This is a genomic window from Vibrio litoralis DSM 17657 (genome assembly GCF_000426765.1).
Lineage (GTDB): Bacteria > Pseudomonadota > Gammaproteobacteria > Enterobacterales > Vibrionaceae > Vibrio > Vibrio litoralis.
In genome coordinates this window covers 20598-43872 of the sequence record NZ_AUFZ01000002.1, presented here as the reverse complement: position 1 = coordinate 43872, position 23275 = coordinate 20598, and the positions used below count along the sequence as shown (strand labels likewise).

Annotated in this window: 20 protein-coding genes; 9 read left to right on the top strand and 11 right to left on the bottom strand. The window is 43.5% G+C overall.

The window, feature by feature from the left end:
• Window position 1: 1 nt before the first annotated feature.
• From atpH to glmU, 6 genes are all read left to right on the top strand, one after another.
• Window positions 2-532 (top strand): F0F1 ATP synthase subunit delta, encoded by a 531-nt coding sequence (gene atpH, locus K358_RS0100840; RefSeq protein ID WP_027695061.1) that lies wholly within the window; start codon window positions 2-4, stop codon window positions 530-532.
• A gap of 13 nt (window positions 533-545) precedes the next feature.
• Complete coding sequence (gene atpA, locus K358_RS0100835; RefSeq protein WP_027695060.1) at window positions 546-2087, top strand: F0F1 ATP synthase subunit alpha; 1542 nt, start codon at window positions 546-548, stop codon at window positions 2085-2087.
• Window positions 2088-2169: 82 nt separating this feature from the next.
• Window positions 2170-3036, top strand: a complete 867-nt coding sequence (gene atpG / locus K358_RS0100830; RefSeq protein ID WP_027695059.1) for a F0F1 ATP synthase subunit gamma — start codon at window positions 2170-2172, stop codon at window positions 3034-3036.
• Between the two features lie 69 nt (window positions 3037-3105).
• Window positions 3106-4509 (top strand): F0F1 ATP synthase subunit beta, encoded by a 1404-nt coding sequence (gene atpD, locus K358_RS0100825; protein WP_027695058.1) that lies wholly within the window; start codon window positions 3106-3108, stop codon window positions 4507-4509.
• Window positions 4510-4578: 69 nt separating this feature from the next.
• Window positions 4579-5001, top strand: coding sequence for a F0F1 ATP synthase subunit epsilon (locus K358_RS0100820; RefSeq protein ID WP_027695057.1), 423 nt, complete (start codon window positions 4579-4581; stop codon window positions 4999-5001).
• Window positions 5002-5144: 143 nt separating this feature from the next.
• Entirely contained in the window at window positions 5145-6506 is a 1362-nt protein-coding gene (gene glmU / locus K358_RS0100815; protein ID WP_027695056.1) for a bifunctional UDP-N-acetylglucosamine diphosphorylase/glucosamine-1-phosphate N-acetyltransferase GlmU, read from the top strand.
• Between the two features lie 67 nt (window positions 6507-6573).
• Here the strand turns inward: glmU and punC are convergent, their stop codons facing one another.
• Window positions 6574-7761, bottom strand: a complete 1188-nt coding sequence (gene punC, locus K358_RS0100810) for a purine nucleoside transporter PunC (RefSeq protein ID WP_027695055.1) — start codon at window positions 7759-7761, stop codon at window positions 6574-6576.
• A 154-nt stretch (window positions 7762-7915) separates the two neighbouring features.
• Here punC and punR point away from each other — a divergent pair, with 154 nt between their 5' ends.
• Entirely contained in the window at window positions 7916-8815 is a 900-nt protein-coding gene (gene punR, locus K358_RS0100805) for a DNA-binding transcriptional activator PunR (RefSeq protein ID WP_027695054.1), read from the top strand.
• Between the two features lie 177 nt (window positions 8816-8992).
• Here punR and murP read toward each other — a convergent pair whose 3' ends face one another.
• Both murP and murQ read right to left on the bottom strand, forming a co-directional pair.
• On the bottom strand, window positions 8993-10441 hold the full coding sequence (gene murP, locus K358_RS0100800; protein ID WP_027695053.1) for a PTS N-acetylmuramic acid transporter subunit IIBC: 1449 nt from the start codon (window positions 10439-10441) through the stop codon (window positions 8993-8995).
• Between the two features lie 27 nt (window positions 10442-10468).
• Entirely contained in the window at window positions 10469-11368 is a 900-nt protein-coding gene (gene murQ, locus K358_RS0100795) for an N-acetylmuramic acid 6-phosphate etherase (protein WP_027695052.1), read from the bottom strand.
• 252 nt (window positions 11369-11620) lie between these two features.
• Here murQ and K358_RS0100790 point away from each other — a divergent pair, with 252 nt between their 5' ends.
• Window positions 11621-12469 (top strand): SIS domain-containing protein, encoded by an 849-nt coding sequence (locus K358_RS0100790; protein WP_027695051.1) that lies wholly within the window; start codon window positions 11621-11623, stop codon window positions 12467-12469.
• Window positions 12470-12478: 9 nt separating this feature from the next.
• Here K358_RS0100790 and K358_RS0100785 read toward each other — a convergent pair whose 3' ends face one another.
• From K358_RS0100785 to ilvG, 8 genes are all read right to left on the bottom strand, one after another.
• Entirely contained in the window at window positions 12479-13132 is a 654-nt protein-coding gene (locus K358_RS0100785; RefSeq protein ID WP_027695050.1) for a lysophospholipid acyltransferase family protein, read from the bottom strand.
• A gap of 6 nt (window positions 13133-13138) precedes the next feature.
• A complete protein-coding gene (locus tag K358_RS0100780) occupies window positions 13139-14071 on the bottom strand; it encodes a phosphatidate cytidylyltransferase (RefSeq protein ID WP_027695049.1) in 933 nt (310 codons plus the stop codon).
• On the bottom strand, window positions 14064-14747 hold the full coding sequence (locus K358_RS0100775; RefSeq protein WP_027695048.1) for a CDP-alcohol phosphatidyltransferase family protein: 684 nt from the start codon (window positions 14745-14747) through the stop codon (window positions 14064-14066). The genes K358_RS0100780 and K358_RS0100775 overlap by 8 nt, the downstream gene beginning before the upstream one ends.
• Window positions 14748-14895: 148 nt before the next feature.
• On the bottom strand, window positions 14896-16443 hold the full coding sequence (ilvA, locus tag K358_RS0100770; RefSeq protein ID WP_051241113.1) for a threonine ammonia-lyase, biosynthetic: 1548 nt from the start codon (window positions 16441-16443) through the stop codon (window positions 14896-14898).
• Window positions 16444-16448: 5 nt separating this feature from the next.
• Window positions 16449-18290, bottom strand: a complete 1842-nt coding sequence (ilvD, locus tag K358_RS0100765) for a dihydroxy-acid dehydratase (RefSeq protein WP_027695046.1) — start codon at window positions 18288-18290, stop codon at window positions 16449-16451.
• 86 nt (window positions 18291-18376) lie between these two features.
• A complete protein-coding gene (gene ilvE / locus K358_RS0100760; RefSeq protein WP_027695045.1) occupies window positions 18377-19315 on the bottom strand; it encodes a branched-chain-amino-acid transaminase in 939 nt (312 codons plus the stop codon).
• A gap of 28 nt (window positions 19316-19343) precedes the next feature.
• Window positions 19344-19601 (bottom strand): acetolactate synthase 2 small subunit, encoded by a 258-nt coding sequence (ilvM, locus tag K358_RS0100755; protein ID WP_027695044.1) that lies wholly within the window; start codon window positions 19599-19601, stop codon window positions 19344-19346.
• A complete protein-coding gene (gene ilvG / locus K358_RS0100750; RefSeq protein WP_027695043.1) occupies window positions 19601-21247 on the bottom strand; it encodes an acetolactate synthase 2 catalytic subunit in 1647 nt (548 codons plus the stop codon). The genes ilvM and ilvG overlap by 1 nt, the downstream gene beginning before the upstream one ends.
• Window positions 21248-21686: 439 nt before the next feature.
• Here ilvG and K358_RS0100745 point away from each other — a divergent pair, with 439 nt between their 5' ends.
• Entirely contained in the window at window positions 21687-23210 is a 1524-nt protein-coding gene (locus tag K358_RS0100745; RefSeq protein ID WP_027695042.1) for a YifB family Mg chelatase-like AAA ATPase, read from the top strand.
• Window positions 23211-23275 lie beyond the last annotated feature (65 nt).

The window sequence follows — 23275 nt, the reverse complement described above, 5'->3', positions numbered from 1 at the left end:
TATGTCTGATTTGACTACAATAGCACGCCCCTATGCTAAAGCAGCTTTTGAATTTTCGGTTGAGAAGGGCACATTAGACCAATGGTCTGAAATGTTAGCTTTTGCTGCTGAAGTTACAAAAAATGAAGGGATGATCGATCTACTTAATAAAGCTATTGCAGCTGAAAAAATAGCCGACATCTTTATCTCTATTTGTGACGAGTTTGATGAGCACGGTAAGAACTTTTTGAAGTTACTTGCTCATAATGGCCGCTTAAAGGCCCTGCCACAAATTTGCGAAGAGTTCTTATCTTTACGAAAAGAACATGACAATCAAATTGATGTTGAGGTGACTTCCGCAACAGAATTATCCGATAGTCAACTCGCAGAAATAAGCAGCAAACTTGAGCAGCGCCTTGAGCGCAAAGTAAAGCTGAATTGCAGTGTAGATGCGACTCTACTTAGTGGAGTTATTATTCGAGCCGGAGACTTAATCATTGATAACTCAACTCGTGGTCGTTTGAACCGCTTGAGCACTGAATTAACGTCTTAATGGGGATTGGAGCATGCAACTTAATTCCACAGAAATTAGCGATCTGATCAAACAACGTATTGAGTCTTTCGACGTTGTAAGTGAAGCACGCAATGAAGGTACAATTGTATCTGTAAGTGATGGTATTATCCGCATCCACGGCCTAGCGGACGTGATGCAAGGTGAAATGATAGAACTACCGGGCGGTCTTTACGCTCTAGCACTAAATCTTGAGCGTGACTCGGTTGGTGCGGTTGTAATGGGCCCGTATGCTAACCTTCAGGAAGGCATGAAAGTAACGGGTACAGGTCGTATCCTTGAAGTACCTGTAGGTCCTGAATTACTTGGTCGAGTGGTAAATACACTAGGTCAACCAATTGATGGTAAAGGTCCTATTGATGCAAAACTCACTTCTCCAGTAGAAATGATTGCACCAGGTGTTATCGATCGTAAATCAGTAGACCAACCAGTACAAACTGGTTATAAGTCTGTTGACTCAATGATTCCAATCGGCCGTGGTCAGCGTGAGCTTATCATCGGTGACCGTCAGACTGGTAAAACAGCGATGGCGATTGATGCAATCATTAACCAGAAAGATTCTGGAATTTTCTCTATCTACGTAGCGATTGGCCAAAAAGCTTCAACTATCGCCAACGTAGTACGTAAACTTGAAGAGCACGGCGCACTAGCAAACACTATCGTGGTTGTAGCATCGGCTTCTGAGTCTGCGGCATTGCAATACCTGGCTCCATATTCAGGTTGTGCAATGGGTGAATACTTCCGTGATCGCGGTGAAGATGCACTGATTGTTTATGATGATCTATCTAAACAAGCGGTGGCTTACCGTCAGATTTCTCTACTTCTAAAACGTCCACCAGGTCGTGAAGCCTTCCCTGGTGATGTTTTCTATCTTCACTCTCGTCTATTAGAGCGTGCTTCTCGTGTAAGCGAAGAGTATGTTGAGAAGTTTACTAACGGTGAAGTGAAAGGTAAGACAGGTTCTTTAACCGCTCTTCCTATCATTGAAACACAAGCTGGTGACGTATCTGCATTCGTACCGACTAACGTAATTTCGATTACCGATGGTCAGATCTTCCTACAAACTGAGCTATTTAATGCTGGTGTTCGCCCTGCGGTTGACCCAGGTATTTCGGTATCTCGTGTAGGTGGTTCAGCGCAAACTAAGATCATTAAGAAACTGTCTGGTGGTATTCGTACTGCACTTGCACAGTATCGTGAATTAGCCGCGTTTGCTCAGTTTTCATCTGATCTTGATGCTGCAACTAAGAAGCAGTTGGACCATGGTCAAAAAGTAACAGAGTTAATGAAGCAGAAGCAATACGCTCCATTCTCTGTATTTGATCAAGCATTGGTTATCTTTGCTGCTGAGCGCGGTTATTTAGAAACGATCGAGCTAAACAAATTAGCTGATTTTGAAGCCGCTCTTCTATCGTACGCTCACGGTCAATTTGCTGATTTCGTTTCTGAAATCAACAAGACGGGTGCTTATAACGATGAAATCGAAGCCACACTTAAGAAGTTGGTTGATGGTTTCGTAGCAACCCAGACTTGGTAATTCGTAGGTGATGTTTATGGTTAATTTAAATCTTAATTATCAGCATCACCAATTAGCGAATGTCCATTAAAGGAGAGTAACGATGGCCGGCGCAAAAGAAATTCGTACTAAAATTGGTAGTGTTAAGAGCACACAAAAAATTACGAAGGCAATGAAAATGGTTGCGGCTTCCAAGATGCGTCGTACACAAGACGCGATGGAATCGTCTCGACCATATGCAGAAACAATGCGTAAAGTGATCGGTCATGTAGCCAATGCAAGCCTTGAGTATAAGCATCCTTATCTCGAGGAGCGTGAAGCTAAAAAAGTAGGCTACATTATCGTGTCAACCGATCGTGGTTTATGTGGTGGTTTAAATATTAACTTATTTAAAACAGCAATAAACGATATGAAAGCATGGTCTGATCAAGGTGCAAGTGTTGAACTTGCGGTAATTGGTAGCAAAGCTACTGCCTTCTTCAGACATACTGGCGCTAAAGTGGCTGCTCAGATTTCTGGTTTAGGTGATGAGCCTAATCTTGAATCTTTGATTGGCTCTGTTGGTGTGATGCTGAAAAAATATGACGATGGTGAACTTGATCGCCTTTATGTTGTATTTAACCGGTTCGTTAACACTATGGTTCAAGAGCCTAGGATCGATCAATTGCTACCTTTGCCTAAATCGGATAGCGATGACATGAAACGCACTCATTCTTGGGATTATATTTATGAGCCTGAGCCTAAGCCGTTATTAGATACCTTACTTCGACGTTATGTTGAATCTCAAGTGTATCAAGGCGTGGTAGAAAATCTCGCATGTGAGATGGCAGCCCGAATGATTGCGATGCAAGCAGCAACAGATAATGCGAGTAATCTGATTGAAGATTTAGAACTTGTGTATAACAAAGCGCGTCAAGCAGCGATTACACAAGAGCTATCAGAAATCGTATCTGGTGCAGCAGCAGTTTAATTTTATTGTTAAATCAGGTTTCGTTATTTGAATGAAGCTTAGGTAAATTAATAGTTTAGAGGATTAACGATGGCTACAGGTAAGATCGTACAGATCATCGGTGCAGTAGTCGACGTAGAGTTCCCACAGGACAGTGTACCTCGTGTATACGATGCCCTGAACGTTGTTGATGCGAAAGAACGTCTTGTTCTTGAAGTTCAACAGCAACTTGGCGGTGGCGTAATTCGCGCAATCGTAATGGGTAGCTCTGATGGTTTACGTCGTGGTTTGGAAGTGGTTAATACAGGCGCTCCAATCTCAGTACCAGTAGGAACAAAAACACTTGGTCGCATCATGAACGTATTAGGTGATGCTATCGATGAGTGTGGTGAAATTGGCGCAGAAGAAAACTATGCGATTCACCGTGCTGCACCAAGCTACGAAGAACAGTCGAGTGTAACTGAACTTCTAGAAACCGGTGTTAAAGTAATCGACTTAATTTGTCCATTCGCTAAGGGTGGTAAAATCGGTCTATTCGGTGGTGCAGGTGTAGGTAAGACCGTTAACATGATGGAACTTATCAACAACATCGCACTACAACACTCTGGTCTATCAGTGTTTGCTGGTGTTGGTGAGCGTACTCGTGAAGGTAACGATTTCTACTTTGAAATGCAGGAAGCCGGTGTTGTAAACATCGAAGAGCCTGAAAAATCAAAAGTAGCAATGGTTTACGGTCAAATGAACGAGCCACCGGGTAACCGTCTGCGCGTAGCATTGACTGGTCTAACAATGGCGGAACGTTTCCGTGATGAAGGCCGTGACGTACTACTGTTCATCGATAACATTTACCGTTATACCCTTGCGGGTACAGAGGTATCGGCTCTACTAGGTCGTATGCCATCTGCGGTAGGTTATCAGCCAACGCTAGCGGAAGAAATGGGTGTGCTTCAAGAGCGTATCACTTCTACTAAGAATGGTTCTATCACTTCTGTACAAGCGGTATACGTACCTGCGGATGACTTAACTGATCCATCTCCAGCGACAACGTTTGCTCACTTGGACGCAACGGTTGTACTTAACCGTAACATCGCAGCTATGGGTCTATACCCTGCGATTGACCCACTAGATTCTTCATCTCGTATGTTGGATCCACTAGTGGTTGGTCAAGATCACTACGATGTAGCGCAAGGTGTACAGACGACTCTACAACGCTATAAAGAGTTAAAAGACATCATCGCAATCTTAGGTATGGATGAGCTATCTGAAGAAGATAAGCAACTTGTATCTCGTGCTCGTAAGATTGAACGTTTCCTAACTCAGCCTTATCACGTAGCGGAAGTATTTACTGGTGACCCTGGTGTGTACGTTTCTCTAAAAGAAACACTACGCGGCTTTAAAGGTCTGATCGCTGGTGACTACGATGATATTCCTGAGCAAGCATTCATGTACTGTGGTTCGATTGACGACGCAGTAGAGAACGCTAAGAAGCTTTAAGTTTAAAAGACAAAGACGTTTAAATTTAAACACTGAGTTTATTAAGCTATAAGCTAATTAGGAGGCAACATGGCTATGACTTTTCACCTAGATATTGTAAGTGCTGAGAAAAAATTATTTTCTGGCACCGTCGAATCTTTCATGGTGACAGGTAGTGAAGGTGAACTAGGTATTTACCCAGGACATACTCCACTTCTGACTGCTATTAAGCCTGGTATGGTGCGTTTAATTAAGCAACACGGCCACGAAGAAATTATTTATGTTTCTGGTGGTATGGTTGAAGTTCAGCCAGGTACTGCAACAGTACTGGCTGATACCGCAATCCGTGGTGAAGATTTAGATGCAGCTAAGGCTGAAGAAGCCAAACGCAAAGCTGAGGAAAATATTAAGAATCAGCATGGCGACATTGACTTCGTTAAAGCGACCAGTGATCTGGCGAAAGCAATTGCTCAGTTACGAGTAATTGAATTAACGCGCAAATCACATCGTTAAGTTTTAGCGGTAATAGAGTAAGAATAAAAGGCGGCCTAAGGTCGCCTTTTTTGTTGTTTTTTTGTCAGTGGTTCTCAAACTTTGGTCAAAGTAGATACTTTTAAGGTAGAATCTTCGCAGATTAATTTTATAGGGAATATTTTATGAATTTTAGTGCTGTCATTCTTGCTGCGGGTAAAGGTACTCGCATGTATTCGGAAAAACCTAAAGTATTGCACCGCTTGGCTGGTCGTCCGATGGCAAAACATGTCATTGATACTTGTGCAAAAGTTGGTGCTCAAAATATTCATTTGGTTTATGGTCACGGTGGTGATCAAATGAAGGACGCTTTAGGTGCTGAGCCAGTTAATTGGGTACTACAAGAAAAACAACTTGGAACTGGCCACGCAGTGAATCAAGCGGCTCCGGATTTTTCTGACGATGAAAAAGTGCTTATTTTGTATGGTGATGTACCATTAATTTCTAGTGAAACCATTGAAAACTTACTCGATGCTCAACCAAATGGTGGTATTGCGCTACTAACGGTTATCTTGAAAAAGCCGGAAGGTTACGGCCGTATTATTCGTAAAAATGGCCCAGTGGTAGCGATTGTTGAGCAAAAAGATGCCACGGAAGAACAAAAGCTAATTAAAGAAATCAACACTGGCGTGATGGTTGCCACTGGTGGTGATTTAAAGCGTTGGCTATCAGCGCTTAAAAATGAAAATGCTCAAGGTGAATATTATCTAACCGATATTATCGCCGCGGCCCATAAAGAAGGCCGTGCAGTTGAAGCAGTTCACCCTGTCAGCCCGATAGAGGTTGAAGGCGTTAATGATAGAGCTCAACTAGCAAGACTGGAAAGAGCCTATCAGTCAATGCAAGCGCAAAGACTATTAGAACAAGGTGTGATGCTGCGTGATCCAAATCGTTTTGATTTACGCGGAGAAGTACACTTTGGAATGGACGTTGAAATTGATGTTAATGTTATCTTAAAAGGTAAAGTTACCATTGGTAATAATGTCCAAATCGGCGCTGGCTGTATATTAAAAGATTGTGAGATTAAAGATAACGCGATTCTTTACCCTTATAGCATTGTTGAAGACTCTGTTGTTGGTGAAGAATGTACTGTCGGGCCTTATGCACGTTTACGCCCAGGATCTGAGCTGAAAAAAGCCGCTCACGTGGGTAACTTTGTTGAAATCAAAAATGCCACTCTAGGTGAAGACTCTAAAGCAGGCCACTTAACTTATTTAGGTGATGCACAAATTGGTGATCGCGTGAACGTTGGTGCCGGTGTGATCACTTGTAACTACGATGGTGCGAATAAGTTTAAGACCACTATTGGTGATGATGTGTTTGTCGGTTCTGACTCTCAATTGATCGCGCCGGTTACTATTGCCGATGGCTCAACTATTGGTGCTGGTACCACATTAACGAAAGATGTGGCTGAGAATGAATTAGTAATCACACGAGTGAAAGAGCGAGTGATTGCTGGCTGGAAGCGCCCAACGAAAAATAAATAGTTAACTTTCGTTACTAGTAAAAAGCCCACTCATTTGAGTGGGCTTTGTTATATCTAGTTTAGAGAAGCTATGCTTCTTCTACTAACTCAGTATTCACTTCTACTTTTGATACTGAGAACAAGTAGCCAGCTAATAAGCCAAGTGTACATAGCACAGCAACAAAACCAGTGGTTGGCAGTGCTTGGCTGGCAAATGCTGCCACTAAAGCACTGGCTAAGCCACTGATACAAATCTGTAAGCTATTTTGTAGACCTGCTGCGGTAGCTGGGCTATTTTTGCAACTTGAAAGCGCACGGTTCACTACGATTGGGTATAACGCACCGTTCGCGACAGCAATAAAGCAGAACGGGATTAACACTGGCCAAATCGTGCTGATGTTCATTTGTGAGGCGATAAACATCACGATAGATGAAACCGTGAATAGAGCTAATAAAGCTTTTAATACCTTACTATCACCGAGTTTAGCGACATAACGTTTACCAAAGTAACCACCCGCCATAAATGCAATGGTTTGAGGAACAAAGCTTAAACCAATATCTTTCGCGTCATAGCCCATAGAAGTCATAATTTCTGGCATACCGGTAAGGTAGGCAAAGAAACATGCTGAAGCCATCGCAAACATCAATACGTTACCTAGATAAACGCGAGAGCCAAACAAGCCTTTAATATCTTGCTTAATTGACGTCTGTTTTGGTTCGGCTGCTGGATCTTTTGGTTGAGCTAGCGTCATCCAAGTTAGCGCAGCACCGACTACGGTTAAGAAAATAAAGATGCTCGACCAACCAAAGTGGCTCATCAAGAAAACGCCAAGTTGTGGTGCGATAGCAGGCGATAAAGCCACTAACGGCATAATAGACGCAAACACTTGTTGGCTAACTGAGCTTGAATAGCGTTTAATCACCATCGCCTGCCAGATCACCGCTGGCGCACAAACCCCAATCGCTTGAATAAAGCGTAGAGTCAATAATTGCCATACTTCTTGGCTAAAGCCTAAACCGAGTGATGCTAAAGAAAACAGCACTAATCCGGTGGCGAGCGTATTACGATGACCAAACTTATCCGAAGCTAGACCCCATAACAGCTGACCAGAAGCCATACCGGCTAAAAAGATTGATAAAGATAAAGCAATCGATTCTGGACCAGTAGCAAAATGCGCTTCTAAGGTTTTGAATGCTGGCAAATACATGTCGGTGGCAACAAAGCCCAACATGGATAATGCAGCAAGATAAAATAATTGTGTTTTTGCGATATTCATAAAGCGACCATTCAGGATAGAAGTTGACGTAATGCCAAAGATTAATCGCATTATAAATTTTTCTATCTGAGAAATTAAACGTTATAATTTTAACTCATCGTTCAATTTTTTTGATAGATGGATAAATTGAAAAGTAAGCTAAGTGGAAGGGAATATGTATTCAAAGCAATCACTACAAATGCTCGATACCGTAGCACGTATGGGCAGTTTTACTGCAGCGGCAGAGCAATTACACAAAGTCCCTTCGGCGATAAGTTATGCGGTTCGTCAGGTTGAACAAGAGCTTGGTGTGAAACTATTTCATCGATTAACTCGAAAAGTGCAATTAACCGAAGCTGGGGAACACTTTATTAAAGAAGCGCGTCAGTTATTGCGTCAAATGGAAGAAGTGAAAGCACAAACCAAACGAGTCGAAAGTGGTTATCATAAAACCGTTAAGCTAACTTTAGATAACATCGTAAAACTTGAACAGTTAAAACCTTTAATTGAGGATTTTTATAACACTTTCGATTATGCCGAATTGCAAATTAATATGGAGGTGTTTAATGGATCATGGGAAGCGATTTCTGAAGGGCGCGCGGATGTCGTGATAGGAGCAACTTCGGCGATTCCGGTGAGTGGCGATTATGGCGTTAAACCTATGGGCAGCATTGACTGGGCGTATGTGATGGCCGCCGATCACCCATTAGCGAGTCAAAGTGAATTAACTGATGACGATTTAGCCGCGATCCCAGCCATTTGTTTGGACGATACCTCGACCATTCTACCTAAACGCCATACTTGGCATTCCGCACAGCAGCGTCGTTTATTACTGCCTAATTGGTTTAGTGCTATTGAATGTTTAAAAAACAAAGTCGGAATGGGGTATATGCCACGTCACATGGCGACGTTTTTTATCGAGCAAGGTGATTTAATTGAAGTGAATCTCACTGGCGATAAACCCTTAAGCGCTTGTTGTTTAGTATGGCGCAAGAACCAAGGCAATAAGCTGGTGGAATGGTTGATAGACTACCTTGGCGATAGCCAGAAAATGTATCAAGACTGGCTTAAATGAGTATTGATTTATAGGAATCACTATTAATCAAAAATGAAAAAAGCGCCTTTACCGTTAAATGATTTTACTGGTAAAGGCGCAAGCTAGGATCTAGGGGGGAATCTAGCTTAAATAATAATTAACTTAACTCTGTTAATTAAGAGATTGTTAGTTCAGAGATTGTTATCTCAAAGAGGCTTAGCTTAAATCCACATCCTTAGTGCCAAAGAAGTAGGTCGCAAGGAAGCCAACAATGTAAGAAATCAGTAGCCCGACCAAGAACACCATCATTGCAGGGAAGATACCGCTAGCGGATGTCATCAGTGGTAGAGCAACAATACCAGATGGACCAAATACGGTATTTAGCCCTACAGGTAACCCAAGGTAGGATACTAAGCCAATAAAGAAGCCACCAGCCGCACCACCTAAACAAGCCGTCACAAAAGGTTTCACGCGAGGTAATGTCACGCCATAAATCAGCGGCTCACCAATCCCTAAAATTCCCGGAATAATCGCACCTTTCACTTGTGTTCTTAGTAGCGCATCTTTATTGGCTTTAAAGTAAAGCGCCATAGAAGCACCCACTTGACCACCGCCCGCCATGGCTAGAATAGGGAACAGTGAGTTAAAACCTTGTGCTTCCATTAACGCAAAGTAGACAGGAACAAAGCCTTGGTGAATACCAAACACCACCGAGATTAAGAATAAGCCTGCGAGAATAGCGGCACCAATCGGGTTGTCATTAAGGTTTAAGAACAACCAAGACATACCTTTAAACAGCTCGCCACCAATTGGCATGATCACCACAAAAGTCACAACACCCATTATCAATAAGGTGACGACCGAGGTTAAGATCATATCAAGGTCATCGGGCATATATTTACGTACAAATTTCTCGACCTGCGCGCCAATGATCGCTGCCATCAATACGCCGATAATATTACCGCGTGGATCGATAACCATACCGAAGAACTCACTCATGCCAGAGTAAATACCTGAGGTCGCATCTGGGTTATAGCCTAGTACGAACAGTGACGCTAAGATGGCACCATTAACCCCAGAACCGCCAAAGGCTTGTTGAGCGTTATAGCCAATTAAAATACTTAGGAAAGCAAATAGGCCTTTACCAAATACTTTCATATAAGCGATTAAATCGACCATAAAAACACTTGGCGTTTGATCGAGAACGTAAATTTGCTCAAGCAGCGTAGCAAAACCGAGTAGTAAGCCAGCCGCAATAAAGCCTGGGATAAGCGGAGTAAAAATAGTGGCAAACTTACTTAAGAAGCGTTGTACTCCGCTGGTTTGTTTACTTTTCATCTGCTTTTTTTGATCAGATGCGATGCTTGATAAGTCTTGGTTTTCTACTGGTTGTGCTGTTTCAGAACTTGAATTGGCAATTAAGTCATTCATCAGATCGGCAGCGGTTTGCGCTTTACCTGGACCTAAAATAATTTGCAGTTGTTCGTCACCTTCAACTACCCCCATTACGCCAGCGACTGACTTTAAGCCTGTTAAATCAATCACACCGTAGTTGTTGAGTGATAGACGTAAGCGCGTCATACAGTTGCCGCATTTATTGATATTCGCACTACCACCAACGGTTGCTAAGATGGTTTCCATCATTGCAGAAGTAATTTTCGCCATGATTTTATTCCTTGAGTGATTGTGAAATCAGTTAATTAAAGCGGCACGAATAAAGCCGTTATGTTGGATTAAACGCTGTTTGGCTTGCTCAGCATCAATATCAGCTAGAAGCATCAAAATAGCGGTTTTGCAGTGACGGTCACATGCATTAAGTGCTTGTTCAGCTTGCTCAGTCGTCGCGCCAGTTGCTTCCACCACAATATTGGTTTGGCGCTGAATGAGTTTGGCGTTAGTGGCTTCTACATCCACCATTAGGTTGCCAAAGACTTTACCACTGCGAATCATTGCGCCAGTGGTTAACATATTCAGTACTAGTTTTTGTGCGGTGCCCGCTTTCATGCGAGATGAACCAGTAACCACTTCGGCACCGACAATCGGAGTAATCACGATTTTGGCTTGTGCTTCCATTGGGCACCCCGGATTGCAAGCCAGTGATACCGTAGTAGCGCCTACTGAATTAGCATATTTCAAACCGCCAATCACATAAGGAGTACGGCCACTGGCGGCGATTCCTACTACTACGTCTTTGTTAGTTAGATTTAGTGATTCAAGATCCGATTGGCCGAGTTCGACATTGTCTTCAGCATTCTCGACGGCTTTTAAAATAGCTTGATGACCACCAGCAATTAAACCGACTACTAGGTCTGGGTTGCTTCCATAAGTTGGCGGGCACTCACTTGCATCAAGAATGCCTAGTCGACCAGAAGTGCCTGCACCCATATAAATTAATCGACCACCAGAGGCAAACGCCTGGGTGATCACATCGACTGCTTGGGCAATTTTTGGTAGTTCCGCTTTCACCGCCAGAGGGACTTTTTGATCTTCTTGGTTAATGATGGTCAGCATCTCTTGTGTTGAAAGGGTATCAATCTCAGCACTGGCAGTATTTCGGCTTTCCGTTACTAAGTGGGTTAAATCAATTTTCATAATATGTCTCTCTGGTGGAAGGTGATTTGATGAGGATAATATGGAATACATTATTCCTTTTTAGTGATAGTGATCACAGCTGAAGTTATTCTTTTTGGGCTTTATTATGGAATAATGGCGCAATAATTTTGTTTAATATCTCAGCGATTTTTATTAGTATTCAATTAAATTAATTAGTTATATTTGGTTGTTGTGATTCCTATTGTTGGAATAATTTATTCTTTTTTGTGTTTTTTTTATTTAGGATGGTTTATGTCGGTTTTTTATAAAATGATTAAGCAAAGGGATGGAATTTCATCGAGCGGACGAAAAATTATCGACTGGATAAATCAAAACCCAGAGCAAGCTTGCCATTTAACCAGCCAAGAGATGGCCGATTTAATTCAGGTTAGCCAATCAAGTATCGTTAAGCTCACGCAAAAGCTCGGTTTTAAGGGGTACAGTCAGTTTAAATTGGCGATTAATGAAGACTTAATCCGTCGCCATTCCTCTCAAGTGACTCCTTTACATCATGATATTTTGGCCGATGATCCGGTTACTGTGATTGCTCAGAAGCTAGTACAAAGCAAGATTGATGCAATGGTGAATACCACTAATGCATTGTCGATGGCGGTGTGCGAGCAAGCGATTCATTGGATTGATAATGCTGAGCGAGTGCAAATTGTTGGCATTGGCGGCTCAGCATTAACCGCTAAAGATTTAAGTTATAAGTTACTTAAGTTAGGTGTCACAGCGCTAACTGAATCAGATAGTCATGTTCAACTGGCAGTAGCGCGCATTTTAACCCCGCAAGATGTGCAAATCGTAATTTCATTTTCAGGGGATAGAAAAGAAGTGCTATTGGCAGCAGAAACCGCCAAGCAACAAGGTGCGAAAGTGATCGCCTTAACCTCACCAAAAAGCAGTAAATTAAGAAAAATCGCTGATTTATGTTTTGATACCATTGCCGATGAAAGCCAAAACCGTAGCTCTTCTATTGCATCGCGTACCGCACAAAATGTGATTACCGATTTATTGTTTATTCAGCTAGTTCAATATAAAGAAGATATTGCCAGAGTGCTAATTGATGAAATTCGCTCGGATGTGGAACGTTTTTCTTAAGTGGCGTGTTTAGTTGTCTTGTTCCATTACTTGGGTAATGCAATAACGCGTGAGTTGTTGATATTGTTTTTGCATCCTTTCGATAAATTGCTGCGTATTGGTAAATGTCATCTGAGCTTCCCCTATCACAATATCGCAATTAAAGGGTACTAACATGGCGGTGCCTTTGGGTAATGAACGACCTAAACCTCTTATCACCACAGGTAATACCGCGGCATTAGGATGCTGTTTGACTAGGTGATAAATCCCTTTCTTTAGCCCGCTCATGATTTCGGGGTTACCGCGACTGCCTTCCGGAAAAATAATTAAAATTTCCCCATTGTTGAGTGCCTGATGGCAAGCAGAAAAAACCTCGTTGCGTTGAGAGGCTGAAGGGGCTCTGCGAATAGGAATAATGCCAATCACATTTAATGAGAGCCAAGCAATTAACGGGTTAGCGAGAAAGTAATCTGCTGCTGCAACTGGACGCACGCGATGAACCATATGAATAGGAAATAATGCTAACAATACTAGCGTATCAAGGTGACTATTATGGTTAGCGGCAATGATGATAGGCCCATGTTCTGGTAGGTTTTGTCGTTGTATAATATTCAGCCCTAAGCCAATAAAAACCAAAGGCTTCACTATCAATAGGACAAATAATATTTTGAGTAGTCTGGACATAATCACTTAGTAATATAGGTAGTAGATATAGTGGAAAAATAAAGGGGCGGTAAACATCAGGCTATCAATGCGGTCTAATATGCCGCCATGCCCTGGAATAAACTGCCCAGTATCTTTTATGCTTAAATCTCGTTTAACTGAAGAGATCACTAAGTCTCCAATAAAACCACTGAAGGCGATAATAAGTCCGGCAACAACACCTTGTATTGGTGTCAGTGGGGTTAAATAAGGGGCGGCAACATAAGAAACGACAACAACGGTGATCGCGCCACCGATAAAGCCTTGCCATGTTTTGTTCGGGCTCACTTTAGGGACAATTTTATGTTTACCAAAACTCTTACCCCACACATATTGGCATACGTCATTAAATTGGGTCATGACTAACAGAAACAACAACATTCCTAACGCGCCAGCACTTGGGTTGAGGCTAGGGAGCACTAACAAATAAGCCATATGACTGACGCAGAAAACGGTCAACATCATGGCCCAATGAATAATCCCCGCCGAACGAATAAAACCTTTAGTATCACCAATTAACACCATCACCATAGGTAAATACAAAAAGACATACACTGGGATGAAAATAATAAACATCCCGTACCAGCCAATCGACAACCAATAAAATTGAAATGGAATAGAGAGATAGGCCCAAAAGATCACGCGTCTGTCGGTCATGCGGGTAGGCACTATAGACAGAAACTCTTTGAGTGCCATAAAACTCAGGAAACCCATAAAAAATAAGGTGTAATTAAGTGGTAAAGCCAGTACCACGAGTACTATCGCTATCATCCACCACCAAGAGCGAATACGCAGTTTCAGTTCGAGATAATTTTTGTCTGAGTGTTGACGTGAGAGCCAGATATAGGTGATGGTGGAGATCAATAAAACCGCAATAATGGCGATCATCACATGCTGAGAGTGATCTGGAATATTAAACATGAGGGGCCTCATCATGGTTTTGATGATGGCTATAAATATATTTCAGTCTCAGCCATACGGTGAGTAGTAGGCCGAGTAACATGATGGTAAGCGCAAAATCCATGCTGAATTTGAGTAACGGTATCGGCCAATCAAACCAAGCTGCGATGCTTAATATCACGAGTGATAGTGTTAGTAATGCCATACGGTGTTGCTTCGCCATTGGGCCGCAAAAATTCGCTGCTCCACCCATACTTACTCCAAGTACACGAATGTAAGCGGTGAGTACTGCCAAAATGGCGCATCCCCAAGCTAAATCGAGACCCAAAGCAGATTGAGTTGTAAAACCGGCCGCAACGATAAAAAGTGGATCTGCAATTCTATCCGGTACGTCATTAAATAATTCTCCGGCTGGGGTTTTCTTTCCTCCTTCTACCGCGACCATGCCATCAAAGAGGTTGCACAATAAACGTAACTGAATGCTTAGCGCGGCGAGCAGTAAGAGTAATGGCGTGGGATTGATTGAATAGCTAAGCAATAAGGCAAAACCAATAACAGCAAAGACTATGCTTAATAAAGATATTTGATTAGACGTGACATTTTTGTGACTCAGCCAGATCGCAATTTTTTTTGTGATCTTTCGTTCTCGAACCGCTAATGGCCTGCGGTTCGATTCATCTTTAATTGGGGTTTCCATATAGACTCTAGTGGTGATTTTATATAGCTGATAATGTTAATTACTTTTTATATAAAAAAACTCAGATTTAGATTAATTACGATGAATTTTTCTAAATCTGAGAGTGGCTATTTACTGTTAAGTAAAAGGAAACAACAATTTATTAAATTTAAGACAAAAAGAACTTATACGAAGGACTGTCATTCTCATCTTTATATTGGTAACCCAACTCTTTTAGATGAGCAGAGAAGCGTTCTAAGTCGGAATCTTCTAGCTCAAAACCACATAACACTCGGCCATAATCCGCGCCGTGGTTACGGTAGTTAAATAAGCTAATATTCCAATGAGTGCCAAGCGTACTGAGGAAATTCAGTAGTGCGCCAGGGGATTCTGGAAACTCAAAGCTGTACAAGCGCTCTTTTAATGGTTTCAGCGGTTTTCCGCCAACCATGTATCGAACGTGCAGCTTAGCCATTTCGTCATCAGACAGGTCTGCTACGGGATAGCCGCCTTGGCGTAACTCTTCTACAATATGCTCTAACTCTTGTTGACCATTTTGCAGGCGAACACCGACAAAAATATTGGCTTGGCTGTCATCGTTATAACGATAGTTAAACTCTGTTACCGCACGGCCACCAATCAGGTTACAAAACTCAAAGAAAGCGCCTTTGCGCTCTGGAATGGTCACCGCCAATAAACCTTCTCGTTTTTCACCTAGTTCGCAGCGTTCTGAAACATAGCGTAGTCCGTGGAAGTTAGTATTGGCACCTGAAAGTACTGTACCGAGTTGTTTACCTTTCAGTTGATGCTGTTCAGAAAACTTCTTCAAACCTGCTAAGGCTAGTGCCCCAGAAGGCTCAGCAATGGCGCGAGTATCTTCAAAGATGTCTTTGACTGCCGCGCAAATTTCATCGCTAGAAACCGTAATGTGTCCATCAAGGTATTCTTGGCAGACGCGGAAGGTTTCATTACCAATGATTTTCACTGCCACACCATCGGCGAACATGCTAACGCGATCAAGTGGTACTGGCTTACCTGCATCGAGCGCGGCTTTTAAGCAGGCTGAATCTTCAGGTTCAACCGCAATTACTTTAATCTCAGGCATTAACTGCTTGATTAACACTGCGACACCGGCCGCTAAACCACCGCCACCCACTGGCACAAAGATATAATCTAAGTGGCCGTTTTGTTGCAGCATTTCCATGCCAATCGTGCCTTGGCCGGCGATCACTAATGGGTGATCAAAAGGTGGAACATAAGAATAGCCATGTAATTCGGCTAAACGCTCGGCTTCGGCTTTAGCTTCATCAAAGTTACTACCGTGAAGTAATACTTCCCCACCAAAGTTACGTACTGCCGTGACTTTAATGTCTGGTGTCGTGGTCGGCATCACGATAATGGCTTTGATATTCAGTAAATTACCAGAAAGCGCGATGCCCTGGGCGTGATTACCTGCCGATGCAGTGATCACGCCGGCTTGTTTTTGCGCTTCGGTTAAACTGGCGACCATGTTGTAGGCACCGCGTAGCTTAAAAGAGTGAACCGGTTGGCGGTCTTCACGCTTGATTTGTACTTTATTGCCTAAGCGTTCCGATAAGCGGGTCATCTCCTGAAAAGGAGTAACGATCGCCGCTTCATAGACTGGCGCGCGCAAAATGTGGCGCAGGTATTCTGCGCCAGTATGTGGCAAATTGAGCTGTTGGGATTCATCTGGCATAAGGATCACTCCTCAAGCTTAGATTTATCACGTACCGCGCCTTTATCTGCGCTGGTAGCTAGCATGGCATAAGCTTTTAAGGCGAATGATACTTCACGCTTACGATTGGCGGGTTTCCAACCGAGCTTTTCTTGGCGAGCATGTCGCTCTGCGAGAATCTCATTGCTGACATTAAGTTCGATTGAACGGTTTGGGATATCGATAGTGATGATATCACCTTGCTCGACCAAGCCTATCATACCACCATCAGCCGCTTCTGGTGAGGCGTGACCAATTGATAAACCTGAAGTACCACCAGAGAAACGTCCATCGGTTAATAGTGCACATTCTTTACCTAGGCCCATGGATTTTAGGTAAGTGGTTGGGTAAAGCATTTCTTGCATGCCAGGGCCACCTTTCGGGCCTTCGTAGCGGATCACTACCACATCACCGGCCTTCACTTTGCCACCTAGAATGCCTTCAACTGCATCTTCTTGGCTTTCAAATACTACCGCTGGGCCTTGGAATTTTAGAATGCTTTCATCCACCCCAGCGGTTTTTACGATACAGCCATCAAGTGCAATATTACCGCTTAGTACCGCAAGACCACCATCTTGGCTAAAGGCGTGTTCTTTGGTGCGGATACAACCATTTTCACGATCGTCATCTAAAGTATCCCAACGGCAATCTTGTGAGAAAGCTTTGGTGGTACGAATGCCTGCAGGGCCGGCACGGAAGAATTTTTTCACTTCTTCAGATTCGGTTTGCATGATGTCGTACTGCGCCAGTTGTTCAGACATGGTTAGGCCAAGGACGGTTTTGTTTTGATTGTTGATAAGACCTGCACGATCCAATTCAGCCAAAATCGCCATTACACCACCAGCGCGGTGAACATCTTCCATGTGGTATTTCGGAGTAGAGGGTGCCACTTTACAGATGTTAGGAATTTGACGAGACATGCGATCGATATCGTCCATCACAAAGTCAATGTCGCCTTCTTGAGCTGCTGCTAATAGGTGAAGTACGGTATTGGTTGAGCCGCCCATTGCGATATCGATCGCCATCGCATTTTCAAAGGCATCTTTATTGGCAATATTACGTGGTAGCGCCGAGTCATCATCTTCTAGGTAGTAACGCTTAGTCAGTTCAACAATACGTTGACCGGCAGTTAGGAATAGTTGTTCACGGTCGGCGTGGGTGGCCAGCATTGAGCCATTACCCGGCTGGCTTAAACCAAGCGCTTCAGTTAAGCAGTTCATTGAGTTGGCGGTAAACATGCCAGAACATGAGCCACAAGTTGGGCAAGCGGAGCGTTCTACTTGTTCACTTTGTTCATCGGATACTTTTGGATCCGCGCCTTGGATCATGGCATCAACCAAATCAAGCTTGATGAGCTGATCTGAAAGCTTAGTTTTACCCGCTTCCATTGGGCCACCAGACACAAAGATCACTGGAATATTAAGGCGCATTGAAGCCATCAGCATTCCTGGGGTGATTTTGTCACAGTTAGAGATACAGACCATGGCATCAGCACAGTGAGCATTCACCATGTACTCTACAGAATCAGCAATCAATTCGCGGGATGGTAGGGAATACAGCATGCCGCCGTGACCCATTGCGATACCATCATCTACTGCAATGGTGTTAAATTCTTTAGCGATACCACCAGCTTTTTCAATTTCAGCGGCAACCAATTGACCCATGTCTTTTAGGTGCACGTGACCGGGAACAAACTGAGTAAATGAGTTAACCACAGCGATAATTGGCTTACCGAAGTCTTCCTCTTTTACGCCGGTAGCACGCCATAAAGCACGTGCGCCAGCCATGTTACGGCCGTGAGTAGTAGTGGCGGAGCGATAGATAGGCATAGTGTTAAATCCTTTTAAATCTTAATAAATTGGTCAATCAATATTGGTAAACTACCCGTTATTTAGGCTTACTTGTCTTGAGGGTGCTATTTATCTTTTGGATAGACAGGATCTAACCAACCCCATTTGTCTTCGGTAGTACCGTCAAATAAGCCAAAGAAGCTTGATTGAATATGTTCGGTAATTGGGCCGCGTTTGCCAGCGCCAACCGTAATTTGATCGACACTACGTACCGGTACAATTTCAGCAGCGGTGCCAGTCATAAAGATTTCATCGGCAAGGTAGAGAGCTTCACGGGCAATATTGGCTTCTTCTATTTCATATCCTAGGTCAGTAGCAAGGGTCACAATTGAATCACGAGTAATACCCGGCAGAATCGAGCTGGTGGCCGGTGGTGTGACAATTTTGCCATTTTTCACCACGAATATGTTTTCACCAGCGCCTTCTGAAATGTAGCCATTCACGCTCAGTGCAATCCCTTCATCGTAACCATGGCGACGAGCTTCACCACCAACTAATAAAGAAGAAAGGTAGTTACCACCCGCTTTAGCCGCGGTTGGAATGGTGTTTGGCGCAGCGCGGTTCCAGCTTGAAATCATTGCATCGACACCATTAGCTAAAGCTTCTTCACCTAGGTAAGAACCCCAAGGGAAAGCGGCAATGATCACTTCCATTTCTGAATCGACCGGTGGACAAACTCCTAGACCAACATTACCGACAAAACCTAATGGACGAATGTAAGCCGAATCGAGCTTATTAACGCGTAGCGTTTCACGACAGGCTTCCATCATTTCATCGACTGAATATGGAATTGGGAAGCGGTAGATTTTTGCTGAATCTTTCAAGCGATCCATGTGCTCTTTATGACGGAACACAATTGGACCATTTGGGGTGTTGTAGCAACGAATACCTTCAAATACCGAAGTACCATAGTGCATAGCATGCGTTAAGACGTGGACATTAGCCTCAGCCCAAGGCACCATTTTTCCATTAAACCAAATAAAATCTGCGGTATTTGTAGCCATCTTAGTCTTCCTTTTCAATGCGATGTTTTTATTCTTCTACTAAATGCGTTTGCAGCAGTTGAGTTTCGACGGTGCGAATGTCCCATAGCTTTTCAATCTGATTGATCAAAATCGTGATAGGTCGGTTGCTATCCACAATGATTTCCACTGTTGCAATATTACTTTCGTGGTTCACGGTGGCGATCACTTGTCGGATTATAAAACCACGATGTCGAATCACGCGCAACACTCGCTCTAACAATACGGGTTTGTCGTCTGCTTTTATGTTTAATTGATATCTGTCCATTAGGTGTTCTCCAACATATCTTGGTTTGCGGCGCCCGGTGGCACTAATGGCCAAACATTTTCTTCTTCTGAAATTAACACGTGTAATAAGTAAGGCGTTTCACTGGCGAGCATCTCTTTTAATGCAGGCTCAACTTCTTCTTTGCGAGTAATGGTTTTGCCCGGAATATCGAATGCTTTAGCTAGCATGATGAAATCTGGGTTGTCATCCAAAATGGTTTCACTGTGGCGACCATCAAAAAACAGTGATTGCCATTGGCGAACCATGCCTAAACGTTGGTTATTCAGCAGCACCATTTTAACTGGGATCTTGCGACGCTTTAATGTGCCAAGCTCTTGGATGTTCATCATAAAAGAGCCATCGCCAGTGATCAGAATTGACTCATCATTTGGGCGTGCAACTTTAGCTCCCATTGCCGCTGGTAGGCCAAAGCCCATGGTGCCAAGACCGGCTGAGGTGATGTAGTTTTGTGGCGCGCGTGGTTGAATATGCTGAGCTGCCCACATCTGGTGTTGGCCTACGTCAGTCGAAATCATTGAACTGTCCGGCATCATATCTGACAGTTGCTTCAACAATTTTGGTGCATAAATCAAATCACCCGGGTGATCGTAGCGCCATTTGAATTTCTTTCTTAAACGATCGCAATGTTCATTCCATTCAGCAACATCATTGCTTACTTCCAATTGCGGTAGTAGTAGGTTGAGATCACCGCGTAATGGTGCGTGAGCATGACGAAGCTTGTTAAATTCTGCCGCATCAATATCTAAATGAATCACTTTAGCGTGTGGCGCAAAGGTATCGAGTTTGCCAGTTACTCGGTCATCAAAACGTGCACCGACCACGATTAATAAGTCACATTCTTGCACGACTAGGTTAGCGGCTTTGGTACCGTGCATGCCAAGCATACCTAGGTAGTGTGGATAATGACGCTCAATAGTACCTAAGCCTTTTAGGGTGCTGACAGTTGGGATTGGATTTAACTTTAAAAATTCACGTACTGTATCAGTTGCATGAGCGAGTTGAACACCACCACCGACATATAAAACAGGCTTATGGCTATTGGCTAAAACCTGTTGAGCTTCTTCGATGGCTTGTTGAGTTGCAACTGGAATCGCAGGAGGAGTAAATTCAGGCAGTATCTTGGTTGGCGCTTGAGCTAATTGAACATCTTTCGCGATATCAACTAATACTGGGCCGGGGCGACCGGACTTGGCTAACTCAAAGGCTTCAGAAAGAGTAGGAGCGAGTTCGTTGATATCCGTCACTAAGTAGCTGTGCTTACAACACGATAGCGACATACCGATCACATCCATTTCTTGGAAAGCATCGGTACCGATATGAGTACTGGCAACTTGTCCTGTGATGGCAACGATAGGGATCGAATCCATTAAGGCATCGGCAAGACCGGTCACTAGGTTCGTGGCACCGGGACCGGAAGTGGCCATACAAACCGCAACGTCTTGTGTTGAACGAGCCATTCCAATAGCTGCCATCGCTGCGCCTTGTTCATGGCGGCATAAGATATGTTCGACATCACCATCATACAGGGCATCGTAAATTGGCATGATAGCGCCACCAGGGTAACCAAATACGGTTTTGATGCCTTCTTGCTGTAGTGCGCTGACTACTAACTCTGCTCCATTCATCGTTTAGTCTCCTGCGCGTTGTGTGTTTTTTCGTCCATGTGTTGTGTCTGCATGAGGCGTATTCCTTGTCCTACTATGTTGGCGTTAATTTATTATTATTGTCATAACCAATCGTGAATTTTGAGTTTTAAAAAGAGATAAAAAAAGCCCCCGACTTAAAGTGCGGGGGCTTGATAGTGTTTGGTGTTACTTATCGCTCACTAATCCCCGCGCGGACCGAATAATGACCACGACTAGGAGAATAATCAGAGTGTTAATACGAGCGATAGGGTTCATTTCAATTCCATTTGAAAGCGTAACGTAATCTGTAGTGTTAGTGGTATCACAGAATTTGCTCATATTACAAGCAAAAACTCACACTTTTTTCACCATCCGACTTACTTCAAAGCTTGTATACAGGTACCACAAACAAAAACTCTGTAATTAAATGGATGAATAAATGGAATTAGCAATCATACATAGCCGAGCCTGCGTGGGGGTAGAAGCGCCAGAAGTGACCGTTGAGGTACATATAAGCAACGGTATGCCCGGGTTCTCTTTGGTCGGGTTACCTGAAACCACAGTCAAAGAAGCCAAAGATCGGGTGCGCAGCGCCATTTTAAATTCGAACTTTGAATTTCCTGCCAAAAGAATCACCGTTAACTTGGCTCCTGCCGACTTACCCAAAGAAGGTGGCCGTTTTGATTTACCAATTGCCTTAGGCATTCTGGCAGCCTCTCAACAAATCGCGATTAACAAACTCGATAGCCATGAGTTTGTTGGAGAGCTTGCTTTGTCTGGCGAACTTAGAAGAGTCAAAGGTGTGTTGCCAGCAGCATTGGCTTGTATAAAACAGCAGCGAACCTTAGTCGTACCCAAAGATAATGGCGATCAAGCCGCCTTAGTTGGCCAAGAAGTACATAAATCTGCGACTACCTTATTGGAAGTGTGTGCCGATTTATGCGGTCAGCAGACCATGGGATTATTTACGACTGAGAAGGTGCAACCCAAGACAAATAATGAACGTGACTTACAAGATATTATCGGACAGCAGCAAGGTAAAAGGGCGTTAGAAATTGCCGCGGCGGGTTCTCATAACTTGCTATTTCTAGGTCCGCCGGGAACCGGCAAAACCATGTTAGCGTCTCGTTTGTGTGATCTATTGCCTGAGATGAGTGATGATGAAGCGTTAGAGAGTGCTTCAGTCGCGTCATTAACTGAATTAGAAATCAATCATCATAATTGGAAAAATCGCCCTTTTAGAGCGCCTCATCACTCTAGTTCAATGGCGGCGCTAGTCGGCGGTGGCTCGATCCCAAGGCCGGGAGAAATTTCATTAGCGCATAATGGCTTATTATTTTTAGATGAAATGCCCGAGTTTGACCGTAAAGTGTTGGATTCTTTGCGTGAGCCTTTAGAGTCGGGTGAAATTATTATTTCTCGCGCCGCTGGAAAAACCCGCTTTCCTGCTCGCTTTCAATTGGTTGGCGCACTAAACCCGAGCCCAACTGGCTATTATGAAGGCGCCCAAAGCCGTGCTAATCCACAAACTATTTTGCGCTATTTGAGTCGTTTATCTGGCCCGTTGCTAGATCGTTTTGATATGTCGATTGAAATCCCTGCTTTGCCAAAAGGCACTTTATCGCAAGGTGGTGATCGTGGAGAGCCCACTCAAGTCGTAAAGCAAAGAGTGTGGCAAGCGAGACAAGTGATGTTAGCCCGTAGCGGTAAGGTTAATGCCTTGCTCAATAGTCGTGAAATAGAAAAAATTTGTAAGTTACAAAAAGCCGATGCGGAATTTTTAGAACAAGCGTTACATCAGTTGGGATTATCAGTGCGTGCTTATCATCGAATCTTGAAAGTCGCCCGTACTATTGCTGATTTATCACAAGCAGAGTGGATTGAAAAAGCCCATTTAGCCGAAGCGTTAGGTTATCGCAATATGGATCGTTTGCTAAAGCAGTTAACCGCTCAAGCTGTCTAATGGTATTGCTTCCATTCAAATAAAAAACGGGAAGCGAATGGCTTCCCGTTTTATTTATTGAGTCT

Coding starts and splice junctions, on each gene's coding strand:
- ilvM (WP_027695044.1), bottom strand. CDS start 19,601: ATGGACAGATATCAATTAAACATAAAAGCAGACGACAAACCCGTATTG.
- K358_RS0100790 (WP_027695051.1), top strand. CDS start 11,621: ATGTCGGTTTTTTATAAAATGATTAAGCAAAGGGATGGAATTTCATCG.
- K358_RS0100785 (WP_027695050.1), bottom strand. CDS start 13,132: ATGTCCAGACTACTCAAAATATTATTTGTCCTATTGATAGTGAAGCCT.
- atpA (WP_027695060.1), top strand. CDS start 546: ATGCAACTTAATTCCACAGAAATTAGCGATCTGATCAAACAACGTATT.
- ilvG (WP_027695043.1), bottom strand. CDS start 21,247: ATGAATGGAGCAGAGTTAGTAGTCAGCGCACTACAGCAAGAAGGCATC.
- ilvD (WP_027695046.1), bottom strand. CDS start 18,290: ATGCCTATCTATCGCTCCGCCACTACTACTCACGGCCGTAACATGGCT.
- K358_RS0100745 (WP_027695042.1), top strand. CDS start 21,687: ATGGAATTAGCAATCATACATAGCCGAGCCTGCGTGGGGGTAGAAGCG.
- punR (WP_027695054.1), top strand. CDS start 7,916: ATGTATTCAAAGCAATCACTACAAATGCTCGATACCGTAGCACGTATG.
- glmU (WP_027695056.1), top strand. CDS start 5,145: ATGAATTTTAGTGCTGTCATTCTTGCTGCGGGTAAAGGTACTCGCATG.
- atpD (WP_027695058.1), top strand. CDS start 3,106: ATGGCTACAGGTAAGATCGTACAGATCATCGGTGCAGTAGTCGACGTA.
- murQ (WP_027695052.1), bottom strand. CDS start 11,368: ATGAAAATTGATTTAACCCACTTAGTAACGGAAAGCCGAAATACTGCC.
- atpH (WP_027695061.1), top strand. CDS start 2: ATGTCTGATTTGACTACAATAGCACGCCCCTATGCTAAAGCAGCTTTT.
- K358_RS0100780 (WP_027695049.1), bottom strand. CDS start 14,071: ATGTTTAATATTCCAGATCACTCTCAGCATGTGATGATCGCCATTATT.
- K358_RS0100820 (WP_027695057.1), top strand. CDS start 4,579: ATGGCTATGACTTTTCACCTAGATATTGTAAGTGCTGAGAAAAAATTA.
- atpG (WP_027695059.1), top strand. CDS start 2,170: ATGGCCGGCGCAAAAGAAATTCGTACTAAAATTGGTAGTGTTAAGAGC.
- ilvE (WP_027695045.1), bottom strand. CDS start 19,315: ATGGCTACAAATACCGCAGATTTTATTTGGTTTAATGGAAAAATGGTG.
- murP (WP_027695053.1), bottom strand. CDS start 10,441: ATGGCGAAAATTACTTCTGCAATGATGGAAACCATCTTAGCAACCGTT.
- punC (WP_027695055.1), bottom strand. CDS start 7,761: ATGAATATCGCAAAAACACAATTATTTTATCTTGCTGCATTATCCATG.
- ilvA (WP_051241113.1), bottom strand. CDS start 16,443: ATGCCAGATGAATCCCAACAGCTCAATTTGCCACATACTGGCGCAGAA.
- K358_RS0100775 (WP_027695048.1), bottom strand. CDS start 14,747: ATGGAAACCCCAATTAAAGATGAATCGAACCGCAGGCCATTAGCGGTT.